We start from the raw sequence: 21876 nt of genomic DNA on the forward strand, positions 1-21876 counted from the left end.
TACCCGCTTTCTATAATCTGTTTTTAATGATCATGACATCAACAATACGAACAACATACCGATGGATATTCTATTTGATCGGCTTTATTCTTTTATTTTTTATTATAACACAAGTTGATCTCCAAGAGGTTCTCGCTATTTTTGCCCAAGCAAAACTTCATCTTATTGCGCTAGGACTGTTGGTTTCCTTGGTTCTGGTTGTTTTCCGTGCCTTAAAATGGCATTGGGTTCTTTCTATCTATGGTATTTCACTGCCTTTTCGAAAGACCTTTACTTATTACATTATGGGAGCTTCGCTTGGTATGATCTCACCAGCAAAACTTGGAGAATTCACCAAGATGATCCCACTCAGAAAATACGCCTTATTTCCTGTGTTCATGAGCATTTTTCTTGATCGACTATCTGATTTCTTGATTCTGTTAAGCATTGGTCTTCCTGGACTTTTTTTTGTGTATGATGTCATACCTGAGCAAGCACTTTTCATTGCTATAGTTCTGCTGATGGTTGTTCTGTTTGGGATTCTTCTTTTGTTTCAAAATATCCCACTATTCCTTTTTAAGCTCGCTCAAAAAATATATCATAAAAAATTATCTACATCTTCATCTGTTCAGTCACCTAGCTTCAATGCTTCTCTAGAGAAAAAAGCACATCTTTCATTGAGAAACATCTTTTCGTTGATGCTTTTTTCTCTGTTTTGTTGGAGTCTTTCTTTTCTTGCTACAGTCTTTTTGGCACGGTCACTAGAAATAAACCTTCCTGTTCTTATTATTCTCGTTGTCACTGCTGCTTATACGATTGTTGATTTATTACCCATTAGCATTCTCGGTATTGGAACCAGAGATTCTCTTGTTATTCTTCTTTTTGGTATGTATGGAATCTCTTGGGAGCTTGCGCTTGCATACTCAACCCTTATTTTAGCAAGTACGATTTTTGTTGTCATTGTTCCTTATAGTCTCCTCTTCTTTTTTTCCTTTTTTGCTAAAAAACACATTTCCCATGGTGATCTCGAATGAATTTCAAAACAAATCAAGGACTTTCTCTTCGTAACATCATCTTTACTCTTGTTATTCCACTTTTCTTTTATTTTTTCTCTCTTTTTTCTGCTTTTCTTGCATTTCCACTTCCAGCAAAAATGTTCCTCTCCTTTTACGTGTTTATTCTCTTTCCAGGACACCTTCTGTCTTTACTTCTTTTTCACACCATGAGAAGAACAGCACTTCTCCATCTGTTTTTTTCTTTTGCCTCAGGCCTTTTGTTTTTGAGTGTATTCTCACTGATAGGCTATGTATTTCAGACTTCTCTTACCTTTATTTTTTTTCTTGTTATCGCTCTTACTTTTATTCTCACTCTTTTGATTGTTTTGCTCCCTTATATATCTTCGCTTCGATTTTCTCTTCCCACTTTCTCTGAAACTTCTTCTTCTATTTTTCCTGTGCTTATTATCCTTTTTTTAATGCTCTTCATTTCATTTGTTGGCTACACGCATCCTGCTCCTGATACAGGTGATATTTGGTATAATATGGCTGTGAACCGAGAGATGGTTATCCTTGATGCTATTTCTCCTTTTATCCCCATTCTTAATATTCCTGAAATAGACCCCGCCTACGGTCTTAACACTTGGTATGTTATGACTTCCCTTATGGTTAAACTATCTGGCGTTGATCCAGTATTCTTTAATACTCATCTTTCTTTCCTTGTACTTCCTTTTTTTCTTGTTGCCTTTTTTGCATTTGGTATGCGATTGTTTGAGAATAACCAGACAATGGGATATCTTTCCGCTATCCTTGGGTTTCTCTTTCTTGTAATTCAGCCATTCCTTGACTACATTTATTATTCGGGCTTTCAGCGATATATCATGCTTTTTTTTATTATGCCATTCCTATTCTACCTCACTTTTGAATATCTCTCCCGGCCGACTACTTCTCTGCGGTTTATAATTGCAATTACAGTTTCTCTTTTTTCATGGTTTCACTCGATGGTACTCTTTCTTTTTTTTCTTGCGCTCGTATTTTTTGCTCTAGGAGTGATACTCTTTTCAAAGAGTTTTCATGATGTTTTTTCTTCTCAATCCCATTTTCACCGAATTGTTCTATTATTTTTCCTATCTTTTCTCTTGAGCACACCCACTATTCTTGTCAAATTTTTTAACTATGGCGCTGGAGGAATTCCTCCAACGTATCCTACTCAGCTATTTCTATCTAAAACTCTCTTTCTTATCAACCCAATTTCTTATCTAAAAATGCCCGTTATTCTCTCGCTGTTTGTTTGCGTTCCTCTTTTTTTCTTCAAACGAGAAAAAATCTGGTCAGTGTTTCTTGTATCTCTCTTTTTCTTTCCCCTTATTGTTCTATTTACTCCCCCATTAATAACGTTTCTCTCTACTATCCTTTCCATTCGCCTGCTTGTTAAAATGGACTATCTTATGCCACTTGTTTACCTCTTGGCATATGGATTATTCATCTTCCTTTCCTTTATTACTACCCATTCTTTTTTCAGTCAACGAAAAAAAACGATTGTATTTCTGATCGTTCCTTTAATTCTCTTTGGTGCTCTACTCCTTCTCGTTCCAGCCTCTGCAAATCTTACAAAGGGAAGCATTCAGGCATGGAAAACAAAGCAACCATTCTCCTTAAAACCTACTGAATTATTTATGCAAGAAACCCTTACACCAGGAAGTACGCTTACTTCGAGTGATGTCATTGCGAATCTTGCGATTAGTTCTCGAGTACCTGTCTTTGTACTTACTATTTATGGTGGACATCTTCCGTCACTTAACCTTACGGAGCGTGTGCAAGCGATGAATATCATTTTCAATTCTTCCACAAGTATTAACGATACACTTATGTCTCTTCAAACCTATAACATTACCTACATTTATGTGAATACAGAAAAAGATGATCCACAAAAATTCGTTGTATCGCCTCTCCATTTCAGGGAGGTCTACAGCAAAGATGGCAAGATGATTTTTCAGATGAATCAATAAGCTTTTTTCTGTAATAGTTTTTGTCTCGCGAATTTTAGAATTATCGTTGGTGATAGTAAAGAAATGCCGAAGAGAGGGTTTATTTTCATCAGGAAAAGTCCTTGTTGAGAGAACAACCGCTTCATTTCTGTAATAGTATGCCCATACATCTTCACGTCTGGAATGAGGAGTCGGTGTTTAAAAACTTTAATTGGATAGTACGGGCAATGTTTGTTCTTTATTTCTATGATTATTTCTTTTTTTGTTCCAATACAAATATTAGTAATAACTTTCTTGAGTGCTGATGGGCTAATGTAGAGGAGAACCCCTAACATTACTGTAGTATCATACTTGTTCTGCAAAGGAAAATGAATGTCATGCACAGAGAAAGAGACATTCTCTGTTTTTGTTATTTTTTTTAGCTCTTGTGCACGTTGTATCATCCATATGGATGCATCAAGACCGTATACTCTGGTGTGAGGATGTGTTTGTGCCATCATTATGCTGAGATCTCCACGCCCACAACCAATGTCCGCAATGGTACTGCTTTCCTTGCTGACCATGCTATTTATTCTTGTTTTCATTTTCTGTTGAAAATAGTAAGAAATAGACCCTGGCAAAGAGTGTAACCCTTTTTTTTTCTGAGCAATGTTATCGTATGCACTAATAATCTTGTGTCTTTGTTTTATTTCATTCATTTTATTTTCCAATGTGTTTTCTTAATGGTGGTCCAATAATGCGAAGGGCTTCGAGAGGGAATATTGATATAATCTTTTGTGCCACATAAAACTTCCTGTTTTCCGGGTCAAGGTTGAGATCTACTTTTTTGTATATCTTAAAGAGATAATCAACTTCTTTCTCCTCACCCCCCCATTTTTTCTTATAGATATAAACACCACTGTTCTTTCGGGTCCTGCACAAATCAAATGTTTCCATTCCTTTGTTTTTTGCATACGTAATCATTGCATCATGGATGCTATAGTGTGGACTTAATGAATTGTATTTTGGATCTGAAACCCCATAGAGATAATAAACTGTTTTTTTCCAGCAGACAAAAACCAATGCACTAATCAATCGTTCATTATAATATGCCCCGAGTATATGGTAATGTTCTCCAAGAATTTTTTTTTGCAAAGCAAAAAATTTTTTGGGATAGGGTGGGGAGCAAAAGCGTCTCATGGTCTGTAAATAAAGATTGTAAAATGTTTTCATCTCTTTCTCTTCTACCTCCTTCAGTAAGAGTCGACTAACATTTTTTTTCACTATGCGTTGTACTGACGGAGATCTTAAACTAATTTCTTTTTTTTCCTGAAGCGGGATAATAAACGTAACATAGGGAGCAGTATGTATGAAGTTATTGTGTTGAAGCACTCCTTTAGAAAGAGGATCATTCATTTGTTGCCCTCTTATTTCTATAGCGGAACAATTATTTTTTTTTGCAGTGGAATCGAGTAATGAGAGTATCTGTGGCATGATTTTTTCTTTTTCCTCTTGGTTAAGCTGTGAAGCAAAACATATACCTCCATAATCAGAAAAAGGGAGTGAAATTATTCTATTCTTGAAGATAAACGATTTAACCAAAAACGCAGGAAATAGAGCGACGACTTTTCTTGTTTCTTTTTCTCTTGCCATTAGATATTCTGGAATATGCGCAAATGTTTTTTCTATTATTTCCTTCCACTCAAGGCTATGGAATACGGTCGCATGCTTTTGCTCAGCAACAAACTCTTGCCAATCATGTACATTGTTTGCATTCAGGCTTTCAATGATGAAAGGCATTGTTTACTGCCTCCCCAGAAGAGAAAGCTGATCAGCAATGAGGCCGAAGAAAAAGACAAGAAATGATACAATAAAGAGAAGAACTGTAGGATCTGAAAGATTGCTTAGCATAATATCATGAATTAGCCAGCTAAGGGCCACGACAAAAGTCAATATACTTACCGGAAGCAACACTTTCAAAGGGCTGAACAGCATGGTCATACGGAGTATAAGAACAAAAAATCTTACTGTGTCTTTGAGAGGGTGGATCGTACTTTTTCCTCTTTTTCTTTCTTTAATGTGAATAGGAATGTACTTTACTTGATATCCCTCTTTGAAACAGGCTAATGTTATTGTTGTTGTAAAGGAGAAGCTGTTTGGTAATATTCCTAGGAAACGTTCTGCAACACTCTTTCGAATGAGCCTAAATCCAGAATTGAGGTCAGGAATCTTTGTTTCAGCGATATAATTCGCGAACATCTCAATAGCCATCTTTGTTGGTTTTCTTACTAAAGAAGTAGTTTTTGTTCTTTTACCAACTATCATGTCATACTGTTCTTTTTCTCTCAGTAGTCGAGGGATATCTTCCGCGTAGTGTTGTCCGTCTGCATCCATGATCAGAAGATATTCACCTTTTGCTTGGCGAATACCTGTTTTTAAAGCAGCACCATATCCTCGGTTAAACTGATGAGAAATAAGTTTTACCTTTGGAAAACTTGCAACGACTTCTACGGTTTTATCTGAGGAACCATCATTTATCACGAGGATTTCAAAAGCAATCTTAAGACTTTTCAGTATGCTGAGTGTTTCTTCTAAGACGCGGTGAATTGTATTTTCTTCGTTATATGCCGGAATGACAACACTTATCACAAAAACCCCCACCGAAAGAATCACCTTTCCATTTAAAATGGTTTCGTTGTCTTTTTACTTTTCGCAATAATCCGTATGTTTGAGGAGAAATAGCTCATCAATGGAACTTTTCCAAGAATTTTCTCAAATCTGTACATTGCATGAACAACGGTGTTAATCCCAGGAATTTTGTCTGCATGTTTGATGCAAGGGATAACATCGCTGTGGAACAACTGTGAATAAAAGGCGTCTTTTTCAATGCTCTTAATAGAAAATCCGGTCTTTTTTAGCGCTTGGATAAGCTCTTTTGTTTGAAAACCCCGTTCTGTTTTCTCGTCAAATTTTGATGAAACTGTATAAATAAACGTTCTCATGAATCGAATGATAAAAAAATCATCACACGGCTCATCAAAGATAAAAAGACCTTTTGGCTTAAGTACTCGATTAACCTCAAAAAATACGTTAACAATGTCTTTACAATGATGCAGGGATCCGTAGATCACCACAAAATCGAATGTTTCTTTTGAGAAAGGGATAGCATACGCATCCCCCTGCTTTGGTGTCCAATGTTTCTTTGGAAAATGATCAAGCATTTGTGAAGAAATATCAACACCATACATTTTTCTGGTTTTTTGTGAAAAAAGCTCTGTAAGTGCCCCATGACCACACATCAAGTCTAAACCCATTTTTTCTTGCGGGCGGTTTATCTCTGTAAGAACTTTTTTTCGGAAATCCCTATAGCGAAGCATAAGATAGGTTTTTGTAAACTGGACTTGTGTTCGAGACCCTATATACTGATCGACATACTTCTTATCTGAAAAATGTTTTTTTTGCCGAAGAGAATCCTGTGGTAGTTTCATTATGCTTGATGCTCCTTGGGACGTACCAGTGATTAGTCTTTTTTATATCTCGTATTTTCGTAAAGAATGTCCTCCTTCTGTAGGTAGATAGACAAAACATTTAAGAACTTTACCCTTTTACTTCGGATTTATTGTCGTCCTTTACTGGAGGGGTTATTACTACTATGAATCTAAAAAAGCAAATTCAGTTATCTATTATAATCGTAAATTTTAAGGTAAAGGATTTAGTTCTCCAATGCCTTGAATCTATTAAGAAAGAAACTTCTTTTCCTCATGAAATTATTGTTGTTGATAATGCATCATATGATGGTTCTGTTGCAGCTATTCAAGAGCGCTTTCCTCAGGTAAGGATTATTCAAAACACCATTAATAGTGGATTTGCTAGAGCAAATAATCAGGGAATTAACATTGCTAAAGGTTCATACATTCTCTTACTTAACCCGGATACTGAAATCCGTGATCATGCTATTGATAAAGCAGTTGCTTTTATGCAACAGCATCAGGAGATAGGAGCATTAACCGTTAAACTTATGAAACCAAACGGACAACTTGACTTAACTTGTCGTGGAGAATTAACGCCAAAACGTGCATTTACGGTTGCCTTTTTAAAAGCTACAGGACTTCAGCGTTTTTTTCCACGGAATAAGTCTTTGGTTTCGTACTACCTTCTTGACTTGAATCATCACTCTCCTCAATCAGTTGATAAAATTGCCGGTGCTTTTTTTTTAACGCGAGCAGATGTATTAAACAATGTTGGCCTTCTTGATGAACGTTATTTTATGTATGGCGAGGATGTTGACCTCTGCTATCGCTTAAAAAGAAAAGGCTATAAGGTAGTCTATTATCCCCATACGTCAGTTATCCATTATGGTGGTGAAAGTAGTAAAAAGATGAGTTATCCGATGATTAAAGAATTTTACCGTTCTATGCAGTTATATCATAATAAGTTCTATAGGACTAACATGCTTGGTTATGCAACTCGTTCAGCAGTAATTCATTTTCTGATGTTTGTTGCACTTGCAGGAAATGTCCTGAGAAAAGAAAAACGTGTTTGAAAAGATTAATGGAAGAGGTACAGATGATGAGCAACAAGCCAACAAGCATTGCAACTGAGAATAAGAGAGCAGCAGCAGATAAAAAAGATCACGCAGATATGAACAAACAGGTAGATAAAGTTATGCATAAAAACGAAGATAGAGAGATGCATAACATCATTAATGTTTTTGATGCTATGGCAAAGGTCTATGGGGTAGAGGGAAAAGATAAAGGAAATATGCGATTGCAAAATCTCAGAAGGAAAGTAGCTCATGAACTTATCTTTGACGAACTCGTGACGAAAACTAAGTCTCAATCCCATATTTTAGATGTTGGTTGCGGCAATGGTCTTCTCATGCTGAAGCTTTTGTGTCATCCCTCTGCCCGAGTTATCGGACTCGATTTCTCAAAATCCATGCTCCAAGAAGCAGATGAACGGCTTAAGGAACAGGGCTTTAAAGATCGCTATGAACTCCATGAAGGTATCTTACAAAAACTTCCTTTTGCAGACCATACCTTTGACGTCATTGTTTGTGTTGATGTTCTCCATAATCTACCTTCTGCTCATGATGTGAAGGTAAGTATTCAAGAGATGGTACGTGTCTGTAAGCCATCCGGTGCAATCATTGTTGAGTTTAAAAACAGTATGAACCCTGTGCTCTGGTATAAGTACCATGTCTACGATCAGGAAGCTTTTCCGCATAAATGTTATTCTTATAGCACTATTCAAAACTTCTTTCATGCCCATAACTGGAAAATGGCAAAGGCAGTTCCTGTTGGATTTCCTGTTAAGCTTATTGCTCCCTTATTGGTTGTCAAGGCAGTTGCCATGCAAAAATAAACAAAAATGAAAGCTGATGCCATTACTGAGAAAGAATGGGATTTGTACATTAAAGCTCATCCTCAATCCTGTTTTTTCCATCAGCTCAAATGGAAAGAAGTTCTGCAGCAGACTTTTTCATACACACCATTTTATCTTAGGGCAATTAAGGATGGTACACTTACTGGTGTGCTACCACTTTTTTTAGTAAAGGATAAGGTAACAGGAACAAAGCTTCTTTCACTTCCGTTCTCAACACAAGCAGGAATGCTCTATGATGATGAAGAGGCAAAGAACAATTTACTCAAACAGGCACTTACGCTTGCTCGTCAGCATACGGTAAACTATGTTGAATTGCGTCATCTGGCAAATCCTCTTTTGCCGTGGACTTCCCGTGCTGTTTACTATACCTTACTCCTTGAGTTGCATTCTGATCCCGAGCTTGTTTGGCGAAAATTCAACAAAAAAGTACGGAATTCAACCAGAAAGGCTATGCATGAAGGTTTGCGTGTTCAAATAGTCAATGCTCCAGTGCTTATTGAGCAATTTTATAAGGTTTTTGCGATAAATATGCGAGATCTTGGTACTCCGGTAGATCGTTTTGTTTTTTTTGCTAATATTGTCAAGGCCTTTCCTGAGGATGTAAAAATTGTTGGTGTCTTTAAAGGAGAACAATACATTGGAGGGATAATGCTTTTTTTCTACAAAGACACGGTAAAATCCGAATGGGCTTCTTCATTGCGGGAATATTTTCATCTCTGTCCAAATAATCTTGCGTACTGGGAAGCGATACAATACGCATGTAAACTAGGGATAAAAACTTTTGATTTTGGCAGAAGTCTTTGGAATGATGGGACTTTTAAGTTTAAGGAGCATTTTGGGGCGAAGCCTGTCCAGCTTCATTATCATTATCACGTCATAAAAGGGTCTGTTATGGATGTTACCAAGCGAAATATCAAGCGGAAGGTATTTGCAATGTTCTGGAAACAACTGCCCCTTTCTGTTGCAAATAAACTAGGGCCGATATTTCGGGAACGATTTCCCTAGAAACGAGATAATGCACGAAAAAAGAATGAACGATTACCTATGAAAATAACAAATGCGCTCACCTTTGATCTTGAAGATTGGTTTCAGGTTCAAAACTTACGAATGAGAATCCCTATTCATCAATGGGATAACTATACATTACGTGTTGAACAGAGTACTCATGAGATCCTTGACCTTCTTGATCAACACAACACAAAAGCAACCTTTTTTGTTGTTGGATGGGTTGCCGAACGTAAACCACAGCTTATTAAAGAGATTCATCAGCGAGGCCACGAAATTGCAAGCCATGGTTATCACCATCAGTCTCTCTTTGAGTTGACACCAAAAGAGTTCAAAGAAGATATAAAGCGATCACTTCTTCTGCTCCAGAAAATAACAGGAACACCGGTCATTGGCTATCGAGCACCTAACTACTCGCTTACTCCTGAGACGCTCTGGGCAGTTGACGAGCTTATTGCACAAGGTATTAAATATGATTGTAGTGTTCTTCCAATGTACAAACCGTATGCAAGTTTTCGTGAATCTTATCGTTATCCGTACCTTATTAAAAAAACATTAATAGAGTTCCCTGTTTCTTTTACTCGTATTGGCCTCATCAATATCCCCTTGGGTGGTGCATACTTTCGTATACTGCCGTTGTGGGTAAGCAAACAAATTATCAATACTACGAATAAGAAAGGTCATGCAGCTGTTTTTTATTTACATCCATGGGAGGTTGATCATGGCCAGCCACGCGTTTCTATGAGTTTGTGGAGGGAATTTAGGCAGTATACAGGCTTGGCTCACACCAAAAAAAAATTGCGTGAACTCTTGAGGGAATTTACCTTTTCTTCAATGCGTGGGGTTCTTCATCTATGAGTAAAAAGAGCACAACAAAAACAACAGAAACAGTCAAAATGTCAGGTCAAAAGTCAGATAAAAAAACATCAAGTTATTTTCCGAATCGCTTCTTTCAGCTAGTGACTCTTTTTGTGGTTTTATTCATTCCTTTACTTCCTAAGATTCCGCTTATTCGTGTTACGAATTCACCAACGCCTGTTCGTCTTGAAGATTTTCTTCTTGTGCTTATTGTTATTTGGTGGCTTTTCACGTGTTTTACGTATAAGCCTCTACGGATGCATCTCGCAAAAACAGTAAAGGGGAAAATAGCGGTACTTGTCTCGCTTTATCTAGGGTTTATGTTGCTGACAACGGTTTACAATGCAAACCAAGAGACAATTTCATGGCTCTTTGGCATACTTTTTTTTCTTCGACAGGTTGAGTATGTCCTTATCTTCTTTATTGTTCGAAGTGTGGTACGTGACAGAGACGATCTGCTTTTCTTTGCCCGCCTCTTGGTTATTGCAGTAATGCTTGTCAGCGTTTTAGCCATATTACAGCAACTTGGTGCTTTAGATTGGATGTTTCAGTACACGCAACGCAATGATTATACGCAGTCTGATTACTACAAGCACGAGCTTTCGAGTACGTTTGATGGGAATTACGATCTTGGCCTGTATCTTGTTATCTCGCTGGCAATCCTTTTGAATATTATTTTTGATCGAAAAAAATATGACATAGGCATTCCTCAGAAGCTAATAATAGTTGTTTTTTTTCTTGGTCTTTACGTTCTTATTGCTGCACAGGCATTTATGCCTTATGTGAGTATGGCCATTGTTCTTCTGCTTTTTGGTATTTTCAGACAACATAAGCTTCTTGTGCTAGGTTTTGTTTTATTACTGGTTATCCTTCCTATATTTTATGTATTTTATCAGCGAGAAGAACAAAAAGGAGAAGCAAGTTTCTTTTATGAACAAAAGATCCGTTTATCTGAAACACTCCGGCAACGTTTTGAAGTAAATTGGCCAAAGGCCTATCATGCTTTCCAAAAGAATGTTTTTATTGGAAGTGGACTGTCCTCAGTAGGGTTTGGCATTGATGGTAATTATGTCCGGGTTTTGGGAGAGGGTGGTATCATTGGTTTGTTGTTATTCCTTCTTTTCCTTATTTCGCTTGCTACCACGCACGCTATGGCCTCGTTCCATCACCAAGATCCACTGCTCAAGAGCCTTTTTTTCGGCTTTTTTCTTGCAACCATTGCTGTTATGGTAAATGCTCTTTTTACTGATGCCTTTATCTCATCAAAAATTGCCTATACCTTTTGGTATCTTGCTGCGCTTGGCACCTTTTTTTTCCGAGGGAGGAATGAACATGCACTCTCGTAGCACTAGCATCCCGATCCTTTCAATTATTATTGTGAATTATAATGTAAAGTACCTTTTACGTGATTGTATCTACTCTATCCTTGCTGATACTAAAAACATGAACATTGAAATTATTGTGGTTGATAACAATTCGAAGGATGATTCACTTTCCATGCTGAACCGTGAATTCCCTGACGTAATCACTATTACTAATCACCATAATGTTGGATTTGCCACTGCAAACAATCAAGCTATACGCATGGCTAGAGGTAAGTACCTTCTGTTGCTTAATCCTGATACACGGGTCTTACCGGGTTGTTTACCCGAAATGGTTTCTTTTATGGATAAAAATTCCCCTATAGGAATGGCTGGTTGTAAAATCTTGAATATCGATGGAACATTACAGCCAGCGTGCAGAAGATCAATCCCAAATCCACGCATAGCGTTTTATAAGGTTGTAGGATTAAGTTCTCTTTTTCCGAAAAGCAAAATATTTTCACGATATAATGTTGGCTATCTTGATCCAGACGAAGGTTCAGCAGTTGAGGCTATCTCTGGCTCTTTTATGTTTGTCCGGAAAAGTGTGGTAGATGAGGTAGGTATGCTCGATGAGCGCTTTTTTATGTACGGAGAGGATTTGGATTGGTGTTATCGGTTCTTAAAAAAAGGATACGGCATCTACTATAATCCTAAGGCCCAGATAATCCATTATAAAGGTGAGAGCAGTAAAAAGAACAAGCTTTTGTACATTCGATGCTTCCATGAAGCAATGGTTCTCTTTTATCAAAAACATTACCATTCTAATGTTTTTCTGACGTCAACTATCCGACTTGTTATTCTAGCAAGCATGTATGCAAGACTTGCATTCCACAACATCTACCAACCAAAGCAGTTCCTCACCAGTCACCTCTAGCTAAAAAACTCATTCAGCGAATCCAATAATTTTGCCCTGGAGATCAATGCTTGTAAGGTCGAGAAGAATTTCCTCGTCAATTTTTACCTTATTGTTGTGAAACAAAAGATCAGAGCCAACATCCTCTGACCAGATCTTTACGGTTAGAATAATATCTCGATTAATTGGATTTTGTTTCTCATACACTTCTCCACTGTCTGTAATGACAACCATCTTTGCAGGTCGTATATCTTTGTTTATGATTTCTGCAGTTACTCTTTTCTCATTGTTAAGTTCTTTATCCCCTATATTGATGCTTTCTGCAACCCAAGGAGCAACATTGTACACACCTAAGAGAATTTCTTTTTCGACTAGTTTTTTGGATTGTGGATGAATAGTAACAACCTTTCCGCTGAGGTCGATTTGTTGCGTGATAATATGAAGCGTTGATCCAAGCTTCAATCGTTCGTCAAGAAAATAGAGATCATTTCCGATCTTTCGTGTTTGGAGTGCAACCGTCATAAAGACGTTTTTGTTGACGCCAGGCAGCGGAGAGGTCTCGAAATCAATAATGCGTGCAATCTCTTCTCCAAGATAACTGGTCATGACATCATTAGTTTCAATTGCTTTGATAACTTCCAAAGGAACATTCGTTATTCTAATATCAACAATTGTTTTATTACTGAGATTTCTTCGTTGATCGTTTACTGCAAGTACTTCTCCTTCGAGTACTACATTTTGAAGATTAAGAAAGATCGGAGCTTTTGCTTTGATCGGGCTATTCTTAAAAAAGAGTTCTCCATTCACATCTTCCACAAGTATTTTTGCGTCAATAATAACATCACCCTCTTCGTCCCCTTCAAAGGTGGTAAAATCAAAAATCTCTGCAAGGGTTTGCCCTTTGTTGTTTTTTTCAATGCCAGCATTAGCGAGTGCTTCGGTGATGCGGATAGGCTGGTTCCGAGCAATGAAGGTTACATAGGTTAATACCGCATTTCTTTTAATAGATGACTCCTCAACGAGATCTATCTTGGAGATAAGTCCATCAAGCGTTAGTTGTTCTGTCTTGATTTGTATGGTGCCTCCTACTCTGAGCTCTCCACTTTTAAAAAAGAGTTTGTCATCTTTTTCCTCTACCCTAAGCTTTGCACGAATTAATGCCTTATGTTCAATATTTGATGTTGCATAATGATAAACATCAGTGAGGTTTGCAAGCATTACGCCTCTTACATATTCAGCATCTCCAATGGAGATCTGTTGTGCTAGCCAGCTTGGCATTGCTTTGGTTTCAAATTCTACATACACCCATTGGGCTTCCTTCCCAAAGAAAGCGAATTTTATGACAACAGCAAGAACAAAGACAAGGAAGAGGATCACGAAAATATCAAATATATTAAATTTTGTTGTTGTTCTTGTTTGCTCCTGCATATAGGCGAGGAATCTGTTAGGGTATTTATGTATTGCGAAAATAATATAAATTAACACGGGTCTCTAGTTGACCATGTACTACTCTAAAGTCGTTTCTCTTCTGGAGATGGTCCTTGTCGTCTTTGGTGTAAGCATGCTTTTCCTCGTTATTTTTCTTCCTCATCAGAATCAAATGCCGCAACACGTAGATTCTTGGATCCTGCTGAGCAGCGTTAGACAGATCATCCAGGGAGAATGGGTAAGCAATCGAGAGCCATTTACTGATACGGTTTCTTCATATCCAAAAGGATCGTATGTATATGTTGCTCTTATAACGATGTTGACGGGGTTAGATGAACTTCAGGTGGAACAGCTCCTTCCGGGAGTGATTTTTGTTGTTATTGGGCTTCTTCAGTATGCACTTGCTTTACGGCTTTTTCAAAATCGCATTATTGCCGTGCTCTCGCTCTTTTTTACCCTTTTGGTTATCAGTAATATGGCAATGCTGGGGCCATTTTATCTGGTACCTATAAGCTTCGGTGTTGTTTTGTTTCTCCTTTTTTTGTACCTTCTTGCTGCAGATCGTCTTTTGTTAGCATTGTTCGTTTACTTTTCCATTGCACTTACGCATCTCAGCACAGCAATTCTTGCAACCATTGTTTTGCTCTTTTACTTTCTCTTAACCCACCACCGAAAGCACATACTTTACTTATTTTTCTTTTTTCTTATTGCGTTATTTGGGTTTTTGAGTCTGCGTATTACTGCCTTCTCGCAACTATTTTCAGGACAATTTTTTGCATTGTTTTTCCAGCAGGTCTCTGTTTTTTTTACCTATCTTTTTATTTACCCACTTGAGAAACCCTTTATTAATTTTTCAATACAATTAACCTCTATTTTTTTCTTTTTCATTGCTGTTGGGCTCTTTTTTATTTGTGTTGCTGAAAAAAAAGCATTAAAAATCATTATTCCCTTGATAACCTTGTTAGCATTGGATTTATACCTCTTTTGGTCTACTGAAACAGGATATATTCTTCCTTATCGACGCGTACTTTTTGCATTGTTTCTCTTCATGCCACTTTTTGTATCCTATGGCTTGTTTAAAGTGGTTGACCTTGTTTCTCGAACTTTTCTTCTGATTACACCAAATACATTGACAAGAATTATACACTACTCTCGTATCCTTTTTGTTCCTCTCCTGCTTATCTTGGTTCCTAAGGCTATTTCTATCAACATGAATGCACATCCTTCGATGATTTGGGTTGGACCAGAGGAACATGAGTTGTTTAAAACCTTTGGTGAGCAGTACCCCGGCTCCTATGTTTTGACTGATCATCTTGAAGCGTTTTCCTTGCCTTATTATAACCTTAAGCCAATTATGATTAGTCCTTTCCATGTTGGTGATAGCAGCAGTTTCAATACCCTTTTTTTTCCCTATATTAACCGGGATGGTGACACTATTGCGTCAGTATTTGCCAAAAACACGAGCTACAATTTTGTTTATTATTATGATATCTTTCATGCGTCTCAATTTTTTCCTGTCGCGGAGTACAGTAATCTGTACATTTATCAGTACAACCGGAGTATAGGTAATATCACGCCTCCACAGAAGCCAGAAACTACTACCCTGAACTGAAAACAGCACAGAAAATATTCCGCCTCACTGATGCTTCAGCCATTGCATTGACTTCCTCTTCTTACCATCATTTTATTTAGCGTTATCTTTAAATAGATTACCTCTTTCTCTCAATTCATGGGGGAGAAATACCTTTATTATCTGAAGCTCATTTTGGGAGATCTGATTCTGGTTAACCTTACCTTCTTTATCTTTACCGTACTAAAGCCCTTTCAAGAGTTCTCTTTAGCATTTCCCTATCCATATTTCCTTTTTGCAGCAATGGTAACCGTTGTGTATAGTATTGCTTTGCTCGATCTCTTCACGTACAAACGGTATAGTTCCTTTGCCATTCTCACTAAGACCAGCCGAAGTGGAGTTCTTGCTCTATTACTGATGGCTACTATTGCTTATTTTGATTGGACATTTCGTTTGCCGAGACTTCTGCTTGTTTTGCTTTTTTTGGTGAATACGTTTTTTTTAATTCTTTGGCATATGGCAATACGACCAGAAAGAGAGCAAAATCAGCGTGCTATTCTGCTGGGTCATCTGGGGAGGAACAAGCAACTTAAGGAGTACATTCAAAAAGAGTTTCACCTTATTGGGGTACTCAGCGATAAGTCGTTCAAAGACGAAACTCTGCCCTATCTTGGAAGAATAAAGGACCTTCCCAAGGTGATGGTATCTCACAATGTAGGAATGGTTATTATTTCCCTTGATCCTAAAGAACGTGACGTTATTATGGATATTCTCCTTCGTTGTCAACAAAGTGAGGTAACCGTAAAAGCAGTACCAACCTTATATGACTATGTCCTTACACGAAGCTCCCCTTTTAGTCACCTTATTGATCTGAGCCTTCGTCCCATACCTACACTACATCAGCTTGCAAAGCGGTGTTTTGACCTTCTGTTTTCATGCATCGGTATCCTTTTCTCTTTACCTTTCCTAATGATCATTCCTATCATGATAAAGCTTGATTCTGAAGGACCCATTCTCTATCGCCAGAGAAGAGCAGCACAGTTTAATAGACCCTTCTATATCTACAAGTTTAGAACCATGGTAACAGGAGCAGAAAAAAAAACCGGTGTTATGATCTCTGATAATGAGCAGGATCCCCGTATTACTCGTCTTGGAAGAATTCTCCGAAAAACTCACTTGGACGAGATCCCCCAATTGTTTTTAATTTTATTCGGTCAGATGTCGGTAGTTGGTCCACGACCAGAACGGCCTGCCTTAAATGAAAAATTTGAAAAAGAGATCAATGGATGGACACGACGGGTATATGTAAAGCCAGGCTTAACAGGATTGGCCCAAATCAATGATGTCACTGGGCTAACACCAGCAGAAAAAATAAAATATGATCTCTATTATATTAATCATCAGTCTTTCATGCTTGATCTTGAGATTGTTTTTATCCAGATCTTAAAATTGCTACGTTAATACCGTTACGATGAACCCTCAGATAACACTTCAACAGGTAAAGCCTAAAGGCATAGCACTTCACGTCGTGCTATTTACCCTCATTAGTTTAGTTCTTGGATTGCTCATTAAAATAGCCTATCCTTCCTTTAGTTGGTGGCATGTTTTTCGGGCATCATTAGCTTTCATCTATGCAACGCTTCTTCCGGGTTATGTTTTTGTTTATTGTTATTTGTCATACCATAACCTTCGATGGCCAGAACGTTTTGGATTAAGCTTTGCTATAAGTATGGTCATTATTATTTTTCTGTTTATGTTTACCAGTCAGCTTCTTCGCATTCCGTTTGTTTCCTGGATAAGCATTGTTTTACTTTTTGGTGTTATGATCATTATGTTTTTGTTCAGAAAGAAAAGTACTTCGTTAGTGGAAGCCGCGGCGAAATAGTATAGCTAAGCTCGAATGAAACACTGAAAGGATATCGTAAATCGTTATTTCCTAGCACTTTTGAGCCCGTTTACTGGAGAATAGACCTCACGGAAAACCTCTTGGAGAAGAGCAACATAGACAACAAGTGTTGTACCCAAAACATCAGCAAGGATATCCTGCCATTCAACCATCCTTCCTGGAATAAAAGACTGAAGTGTTTCATCCAGGAATCCAAAGAGTAATCCAAAGAGGATCACCATGACAAAGCTGTAGCGTGCATACCTTGTTTTTTGAAGTAATCTGAACAGCAAGTAACCAAGAATGAAATACTCAACAAGGTGTTTGAGGTAGCTGTTAAACGGATTCTCATTATCAAGATTGTAGACCTTAAAACTGATAACCTCTTGTGAAACTTCTGTTATTTTCTGGTCAAAACCTTGCTCTTTACTCGCATCTAAAAGTGGACTCACCGAAGAAAGATAGAGGATAAACACACAATAGGTTATTACCGGAAGAATATACCATCCAAAAAATCGTGAGGTCTTCATGCTCATAAGAATTACGTGGGTATTAATAAATTTGCGTAATCTCATTCGGCATTTAAGATGGACAACAAATTCGTTTCTACTTCCCAATAACATTCTTTTCGTCCTAAACTAGCCTAACAAAACCAAAAAGTATTTAAATAACATACTACTACAGACTCTTGTATTTCCATACACGCTCATCCATATGACTTCAAATCTTATCCATATTAATAAAAAAGGTGGTATCTAATGAAGTTAAAGACGCGACGATTAAAGAGGCAAAATCTGTTCAGTTTATTCTTGACATTGAGTATTATATTTATGTTGTTGCTTTCTGGACCAGTTTCTGGTATCCAAGTAGGTGTAACGAATATCAGTGATACCACGCCAAATGAGAGCTCAGCGGTTACATTTCAAGTCTATGTTGATTTAACCTATCAAGGAGAAAATGTTCCTATTGAGAACATGACGGTAGCCTTAACTAATATCGGTGGGTTAACCAACTATACCTGTACCTTCAACACTGCAGGAACAAATCTCAGTGCGTGTTCTGGATTAACCATTACCAAACTTAATCAAGTCAACTATGGTTATGGGTACATGTGGGGATATGGTTATGGGTATATCTATAGTACTGGGCAAACAGTTTCAGGAAATACATCCTTTGGATATGGGTATGGATATGGGTATCTCGAGGGGTATGGTTATGATAATAGCAATGGTTCAGAACTCTTTTACAATGTTTCGTGGACAACCCCCTCGGTAAGTAGCAATACAAATTATACTGTTTCCTTTACTGCTGAAACAACTAACGCTGTTGTCCAATATTTAAATTCAACAGCAGCAACCCTCCAAGTTCAGGATGTTGCAGATAGCACCAGTCCGAGCGGTGGTAGTGGTGGTAGTGGTGGTGGTGGAACAACAACTGATGAGGTTACTGAATACAAGGAATCAAAAGCCTGGAACAAAGTCACCGTTGGTACCGAAACCACGATGACTATCGTTGATGAAAAGATTGGTGTGAGAAAGATCCTCTTCACGCTCAACAGAGATGTGAGCGATGTTACCATGGATGTCATTGCTTATTCAGATAGACCAACGAAGATTCCGGCCTTTGCAGGAGGAACGATCTTCCAGTATTTAGAGATCGTTACCAATCTTGTTGAGGGCGACGTCAGTTCAGCAACTATTGACTTTAGAGTAACTAAGGCATGGTTATCCTTAAATAACATTGGTTATGATGATGTTGCGCTCTATCGTTACAAGGGTGACTGGACAGAGCTTCCAACAACCAAAGCAAGCGATGATGCAACCTATGTTTATTACTCAGCAACATCCCCTGGGTTCAGCTACTTTGCCATTGGTCAGAAGGTTGTTGCAGTACCACCAACTGAAACTGAGCCTGAAACCGGACCTGAGACAGGACCTGAAGAACAGCCTGAAACTGAGACCGGGCCTACAACAGAGCCTGAAACCGGACCTGAAGGAGAAAAGGAATCACGAAGCTTGGCATGGCTCTGGTGGATGATAGTGATTGTGCTCGTTGTTGCTGGAGGAGCATACTACTATTTCACCTACTACCGGCCAAAGTCAAAAGCATAAGCTTTTGCCTTTTTTACTTTTTTATATTTTATTTTAACCTTTAAGTCACTTATTTTTCAGTCGTAAGTTTGTTGTACATTTGTAGTTGTAAAAAGAGGTAAGATCATGCAGCGTCGCCGTAAAGCCCAAGTAGCGATGGAGTTCTTAATGACCTATGGTTGGGCAATTCTCATTGTTTTAACCGCTATTGCTGCACTCTCCTATTTTGGTGTTCTTGATCTTTCACGATTTTTGCCAGAGCGATGTAACTTCCCTGTTGGCTTGGACTGTCTTGATAAGCCAGCCCTTGACACGAGTAATGGCGTAATGAAACTAGCGTTAAAGAATAACCTTGGTTTTGATATAGAAATTCAGAACGATATTGATGGAACCGATGATTGTAATACAGTGGCCAGTGCTAATCTTACTATTGATGGTGTTCCAAAAACTCTTCCTTTGAATGTAACAAATAATGATCAGTTTATCATGAATATTGATTGTGGTGACATTAGTGAAGGGCCTTTTCGAACAGATATTACCTTCACATACAACAATTATGAGACGGGTTTAACCCATAAAATCGCTGGCAGTATCCGTGGCAATGCTAATTGATTTTCGTTAGTTTGGCTATGCTGCAACACGAAATTCCGTATCTTAAAATTCATCAAGAACACTTTGTATCTCTTGAACCGTTTCTTCCCATGAAAATCGTTCTCCGACAGTTTTGCGTGCATTTTCCCCTACTTTATTTCTCAGCTGCTCATCATCCAGCAGCCAGTTTAATTTAAGGGATAAGACAAACGGATTCTTTTTTGGGAAAAAGCATCCATTTTCCTTCTCGATAATGTACTCTTTCATATTACCAATAGGAGTGACAAGCACCGGAAGCCCACAGGCCATAGCTTCCATGGTTGCCAATGATGAGGTCTCTGTTAATGAAGGGAGTACATAGATGTCCATAGCTTGGAGATATGGTACAACCTTATTTTGACTACCAACAAAGAGGATATCTGCTCTTTTGCTGGATATTTCTTCATATTCTTTGATCCCAGAACCAACAATCAAAAGCTTTACGTCCTTACGCTTGGTTCTCAGTCGAACAAACGCTCGATAGAGGGTAATAAGATCCTTTTCTCGGCCAATCCTTCCTGAAAACCCTATCACCTTGTAGCTTGGATCAATCCCTATCTTTTGTTTTGCCATTGCTTTGTCTGTTGTGGGTTTGAATTTATTCGTGTCTGTTCCAAGTTGGATGATGACCTTTTTTGTTTCAATCTTCTCATGCATGAATAATTCAGAAACTTCAAGCGAAGGAACGAGTAAAAGGTCACACTTTCTGTACAGATTTCTTGCAAGGGCCTTTGCAAAGATTCTGATCAAGAATTTAAATTTGCCAACGCTTTTCGTAAACAATTCCCATTCAATTGAATGAATGTAGGAGATGACTGGTACTTTTGCATAATGTGCTGCATTGATCGCAGCGATACCTATAGGCCCTAATGTCTGGTTAAAAACTATATCGGCCTTTGTCACATACGCCTTTACTGTTTTCTGGGGGATCTTTGTCAAAGGAATGTCTGAAACCGCAAAAGGAGAGAGGGGAATTCTCACGATAGTTACGTTTTCTATGTCTTTTTTTTCTCCAGGAAAGTCAGGAACAATAAGGGTAATATCGTATTTTTCCTTTAACCGTGGAACCATCTCTGAGAGAAATCGGGCAATGCCATCCCAGCGTGGTAAAAAACAGTCTGATGTTATTAACAGCTTTTTCATGGTTTCTCTTGCCTGCTGCTTTATGAGGGATTATTCTTCACATCACTTGTTACTTTATTTTATAAAATACCTCAGCATATTTTGCATGATGTCGTAATCCATTGATAATTGCTTGGAGATAAACCTTCCAGAGGAGACTGATCATGGTCATTTTTTGGCTTTTATGGCGTGCGAAAGAATCGAGTTTAAGTGAAAAAGTATCTGAGATATCAACCACCAGCTTTGGAAGGTCTCGTTCCTTGAAGTTAAAGAGATTCCATACATTAAAGCTATACACCTCACAGTCTATCTTTTGTGTTATTTCGAGCACGGTTTCATAAACTACACGATGATCAGGATGAGGATCATCAAGAGAATGAGTAAAGATCTTTTTGGGTTGCTTCTCTGCAATAATAGCTTCCATCTGTTCTTTGATCCCTTTCTCTTGAATTTCTTCGCGAAAATGTCCTTCTTTTAAACCAAAAAAGAAGATATCCTTCCCGCCCAGAACTTTGTCAGATGCATGTGCCTCTTTTATTCGCATCTCAGCCGTAATCTCACCCTTCAACCAAGGATGGCTTTGCTCACCATAGGAAAAGATATAGGTGTACACCTCATACCCTTGCCTGGCATATTTTGCTAATGTTCCCCCAGCTCCGAGAATTTGGTCGTCGTTATGGGCACAAAACGTGATAATTGTATCTGCCATACACTCTTTCAAGAACAGGTTATTAATATAGTTTGC

General features: G+C 38.1%; 21 protein-coding genes. 13 read left to right on the forward strand and 8 right to left on the reverse strand.

The genetic code is table 11. The features are described 5' to 3' along the window. Positions 1-32 precede the first annotated feature (32 nt). Both HYW21_08040 and HYW21_08045 read left to right on the forward strand, forming a co-directional pair. Positions 33-1013 (forward strand): flippase-like domain-containing protein, encoded by a 981-nt coding sequence (locus HYW21_08040; GenBank protein ID MBI2549273.1) that lies wholly within the window; start codon positions 33-35, stop codon positions 1011-1013. Further along, on the forward strand, positions 1010-2983 hold the full coding sequence (locus HYW21_08045; protein MBI2549274.1) for a hypothetical protein: 1974 nt from the start codon (positions 1010-1012) through the stop codon (positions 2981-2983). Before HYW21_08040 ends, HYW21_08045 begins: the two co-directional genes overlap by 4 nt. Here HYW21_08045 and HYW21_08050 read toward each other — a convergent pair. Genes HYW21_08050 through HYW21_08065 form a run of 4 tightly spaced genes read right to left on the reverse strand, consistent with a single transcriptional unit; the run spans position 2977 to position 6429 of the window. Then, positions 2977-3660 carry a class I SAM-dependent methyltransferase gene (locus HYW21_08050; protein ID MBI2549275.1) on the reverse strand — a complete coding sequence of 228 codons (684 nt, stop codon included), beginning with the start codon at positions 3658-3660 and terminating at the stop codon, positions 2977-2979. The genes HYW21_08045 and HYW21_08050 overlap by 7 nt on opposite strands. A 1-nt stretch (position 3661) precedes the next feature. Further along, complete coding sequence (locus tag HYW21_08055) at positions 3662-4741, reverse strand: peptidoglycan bridge formation glycyltransferase FemA/FemB family protein (protein ID MBI2549276.1); 1080 nt, start codon at positions 4739-4741, stop codon at positions 3662-3664. A 3-nt stretch (positions 4742-4744) separates the two neighbouring features. Next, a complete protein-coding gene (locus HYW21_08060; GenBank protein MBI2549277.1) occupies positions 4745-5602 on the reverse strand; it encodes a glycosyltransferase family 2 protein in 858 nt (285 codons plus the stop codon). 20 nt (positions 5603-5622) lie between these two features. After that, positions 5623-6429 (reverse strand): class I SAM-dependent methyltransferase, encoded by an 807-nt coding sequence (locus tag HYW21_08065; protein ID MBI2549278.1) that lies wholly within the window; start codon positions 6427-6429, stop codon positions 5623-5625. A 164-nt stretch (positions 6430-6593) separates the two neighbouring features. Between HYW21_08065 and HYW21_08070 the strand changes: the two genes are divergently transcribed. The 6 genes from HYW21_08070 to HYW21_08095 are packed head-to-tail and all read left to right on the forward strand — an operon-like array spanning position 6594 to position 12427. Beyond that, positions 6594-7484: a glycosyltransferase family 2 protein gene (locus tag HYW21_08070; GenBank protein MBI2549279.1), complete on the forward strand. Its 891-nt coding sequence runs from the start codon at positions 6594-6596 to the stop codon at positions 7482-7484. A gap of 23 nt (positions 7485-7507) precedes the next feature. Further along, positions 7508-8305 (forward strand): class I SAM-dependent methyltransferase, encoded by a 798-nt coding sequence (locus HYW21_08075; GenBank protein MBI2549280.1) that lies wholly within the window; start codon positions 7508-7510, stop codon positions 8303-8305. A 6-nt stretch (positions 8306-8311) separates the two neighbouring features. After that, entirely contained in the window at positions 8312-9331 is a 1020-nt protein-coding gene (locus HYW21_08080) for a FemAB family PEP-CTERM system-associated protein (GenBank protein ID MBI2549281.1), read from the forward strand. Positions 9332-9370: 39 nt separating this feature from the next. After that, the gene (locus HYW21_08085; GenBank protein ID MBI2549282.1) at positions 9371-10189 is read left to right on the forward strand and encodes a DUF3473 domain-containing protein; all 819 of its coding nucleotides are present in this window, start codon (positions 9371-9373) and stop codon (positions 10187-10189) included. Further along, positions 10186-11535, forward strand: a complete 1350-nt coding sequence (locus HYW21_08090; protein ID MBI2549283.1) for a hypothetical protein — start codon at positions 10186-10188, stop codon at positions 11533-11535. The genes HYW21_08085 and HYW21_08090 overlap by 4 nt, the downstream gene beginning before the upstream one ends. Next, on the forward strand, positions 11522-12427 hold the full coding sequence (locus tag HYW21_08095; GenBank protein ID MBI2549284.1) for a glycosyltransferase family 2 protein: 906 nt from the start codon (positions 11522-11524) through the stop codon (positions 12425-12427). Before HYW21_08090 ends, HYW21_08095 begins: the two co-directional genes overlap by 14 nt. 9 nt (positions 12428-12436) lie before the next feature. On the opposite strand, the gene HYW21_08100 is transcribed toward HYW21_08095, so the two are convergent. Next, on the reverse strand, positions 12437-13834 hold the full coding sequence (locus HYW21_08100) for a DUF4330 family protein (GenBank protein ID MBI2549285.1): 1398 nt from the start codon (positions 13832-13834) through the stop codon (positions 12437-12439). 73 nt (positions 13835-13907) lie between these two features. Between HYW21_08100 and HYW21_08105 the strand changes: the two genes are divergently transcribed. The 3 genes from HYW21_08105 (at position 13908) to HYW21_08115 (ending at position 17289) form a co-directional block, all read left to right on the forward strand. Further along, positions 13908-15446, forward strand: a complete 1539-nt coding sequence (locus HYW21_08105) for a hypothetical protein (protein MBI2549286.1) — start codon at positions 13908-13910, stop codon at positions 15444-15446. A 117-nt stretch (positions 15447-15563) separates the two neighbouring features. After that, a complete protein-coding gene (locus HYW21_08110; GenBank protein ID MBI2549287.1) occupies positions 15564-16865 on the forward strand; it encodes a sugar transferase in 1302 nt (433 codons plus the stop codon). A 10-nt stretch (positions 16866-16875) separates the two neighbouring features. Beyond that, positions 16876-17289, forward strand: a complete 414-nt coding sequence (locus HYW21_08115; protein ID MBI2549288.1) for a hypothetical protein — start codon at positions 16876-16878, stop codon at positions 17287-17289. A 44-nt stretch (positions 17290-17333) separates the two neighbouring features. On the opposite strand, the gene vanZ is transcribed toward HYW21_08115, so the two are convergent. After that, positions 17334-17825 carry a VanZ family protein gene (gene vanZ, locus HYW21_08120; protein ID MBI2549289.1) on the reverse strand — a complete coding sequence of 164 codons (492 nt, stop codon included), beginning with the start codon at positions 17823-17825 and terminating at the stop codon, positions 17334-17336. A gap of 222 nt (positions 17826-18047) precedes the next feature. Between vanZ and HYW21_08125 the strand changes: the two genes are divergently transcribed. Both HYW21_08125 and HYW21_08130 read left to right on the forward strand, forming a co-directional pair. After that, a complete protein-coding gene (locus HYW21_08125; GenBank protein ID MBI2549290.1) occupies positions 18048-19400 on the forward strand; it encodes a PGF-pre-PGF domain-containing protein in 1353 nt (450 codons plus the stop codon). Positions 19401-19505: 105 nt separating this feature from the next. Continuing rightward, positions 19506-19991, forward strand: coding sequence for a hypothetical protein (locus HYW21_08130; protein MBI2549291.1), 486 nt, complete (start codon positions 19506-19508; stop codon positions 19989-19991). Between the two features lie 42 nt (positions 19992-20033). Here the strand turns inward: HYW21_08130 and HYW21_08135 are convergent, their stop codons facing one another. After that, positions 20034-21152, reverse strand: a complete 1119-nt coding sequence (locus HYW21_08135; protein ID MBI2549292.1) for a glycosyltransferase family 4 protein — start codon at positions 21150-21152, stop codon at positions 20034-20036. A 49-nt stretch (positions 21153-21201) separates the two neighbouring features. Beyond that, positions 21202-21840: a PIG-L family deacetylase gene (locus HYW21_08140; protein MBI2549293.1), complete on the reverse strand. Its 639-nt coding sequence runs from the start codon at positions 21838-21840 to the stop codon at positions 21202-21204. Between the last annotated feature and the right edge of the window lie 36 nt (positions 21841-21876).

This window comes from Candidatus Woesearchaeota archaeon (genome assembly GCA_016187565.1).
Lineage (GTDB): Archaea > Nanobdellota > Nanobdellia > Woesearchaeales > JACPJR01 > JACPJR01.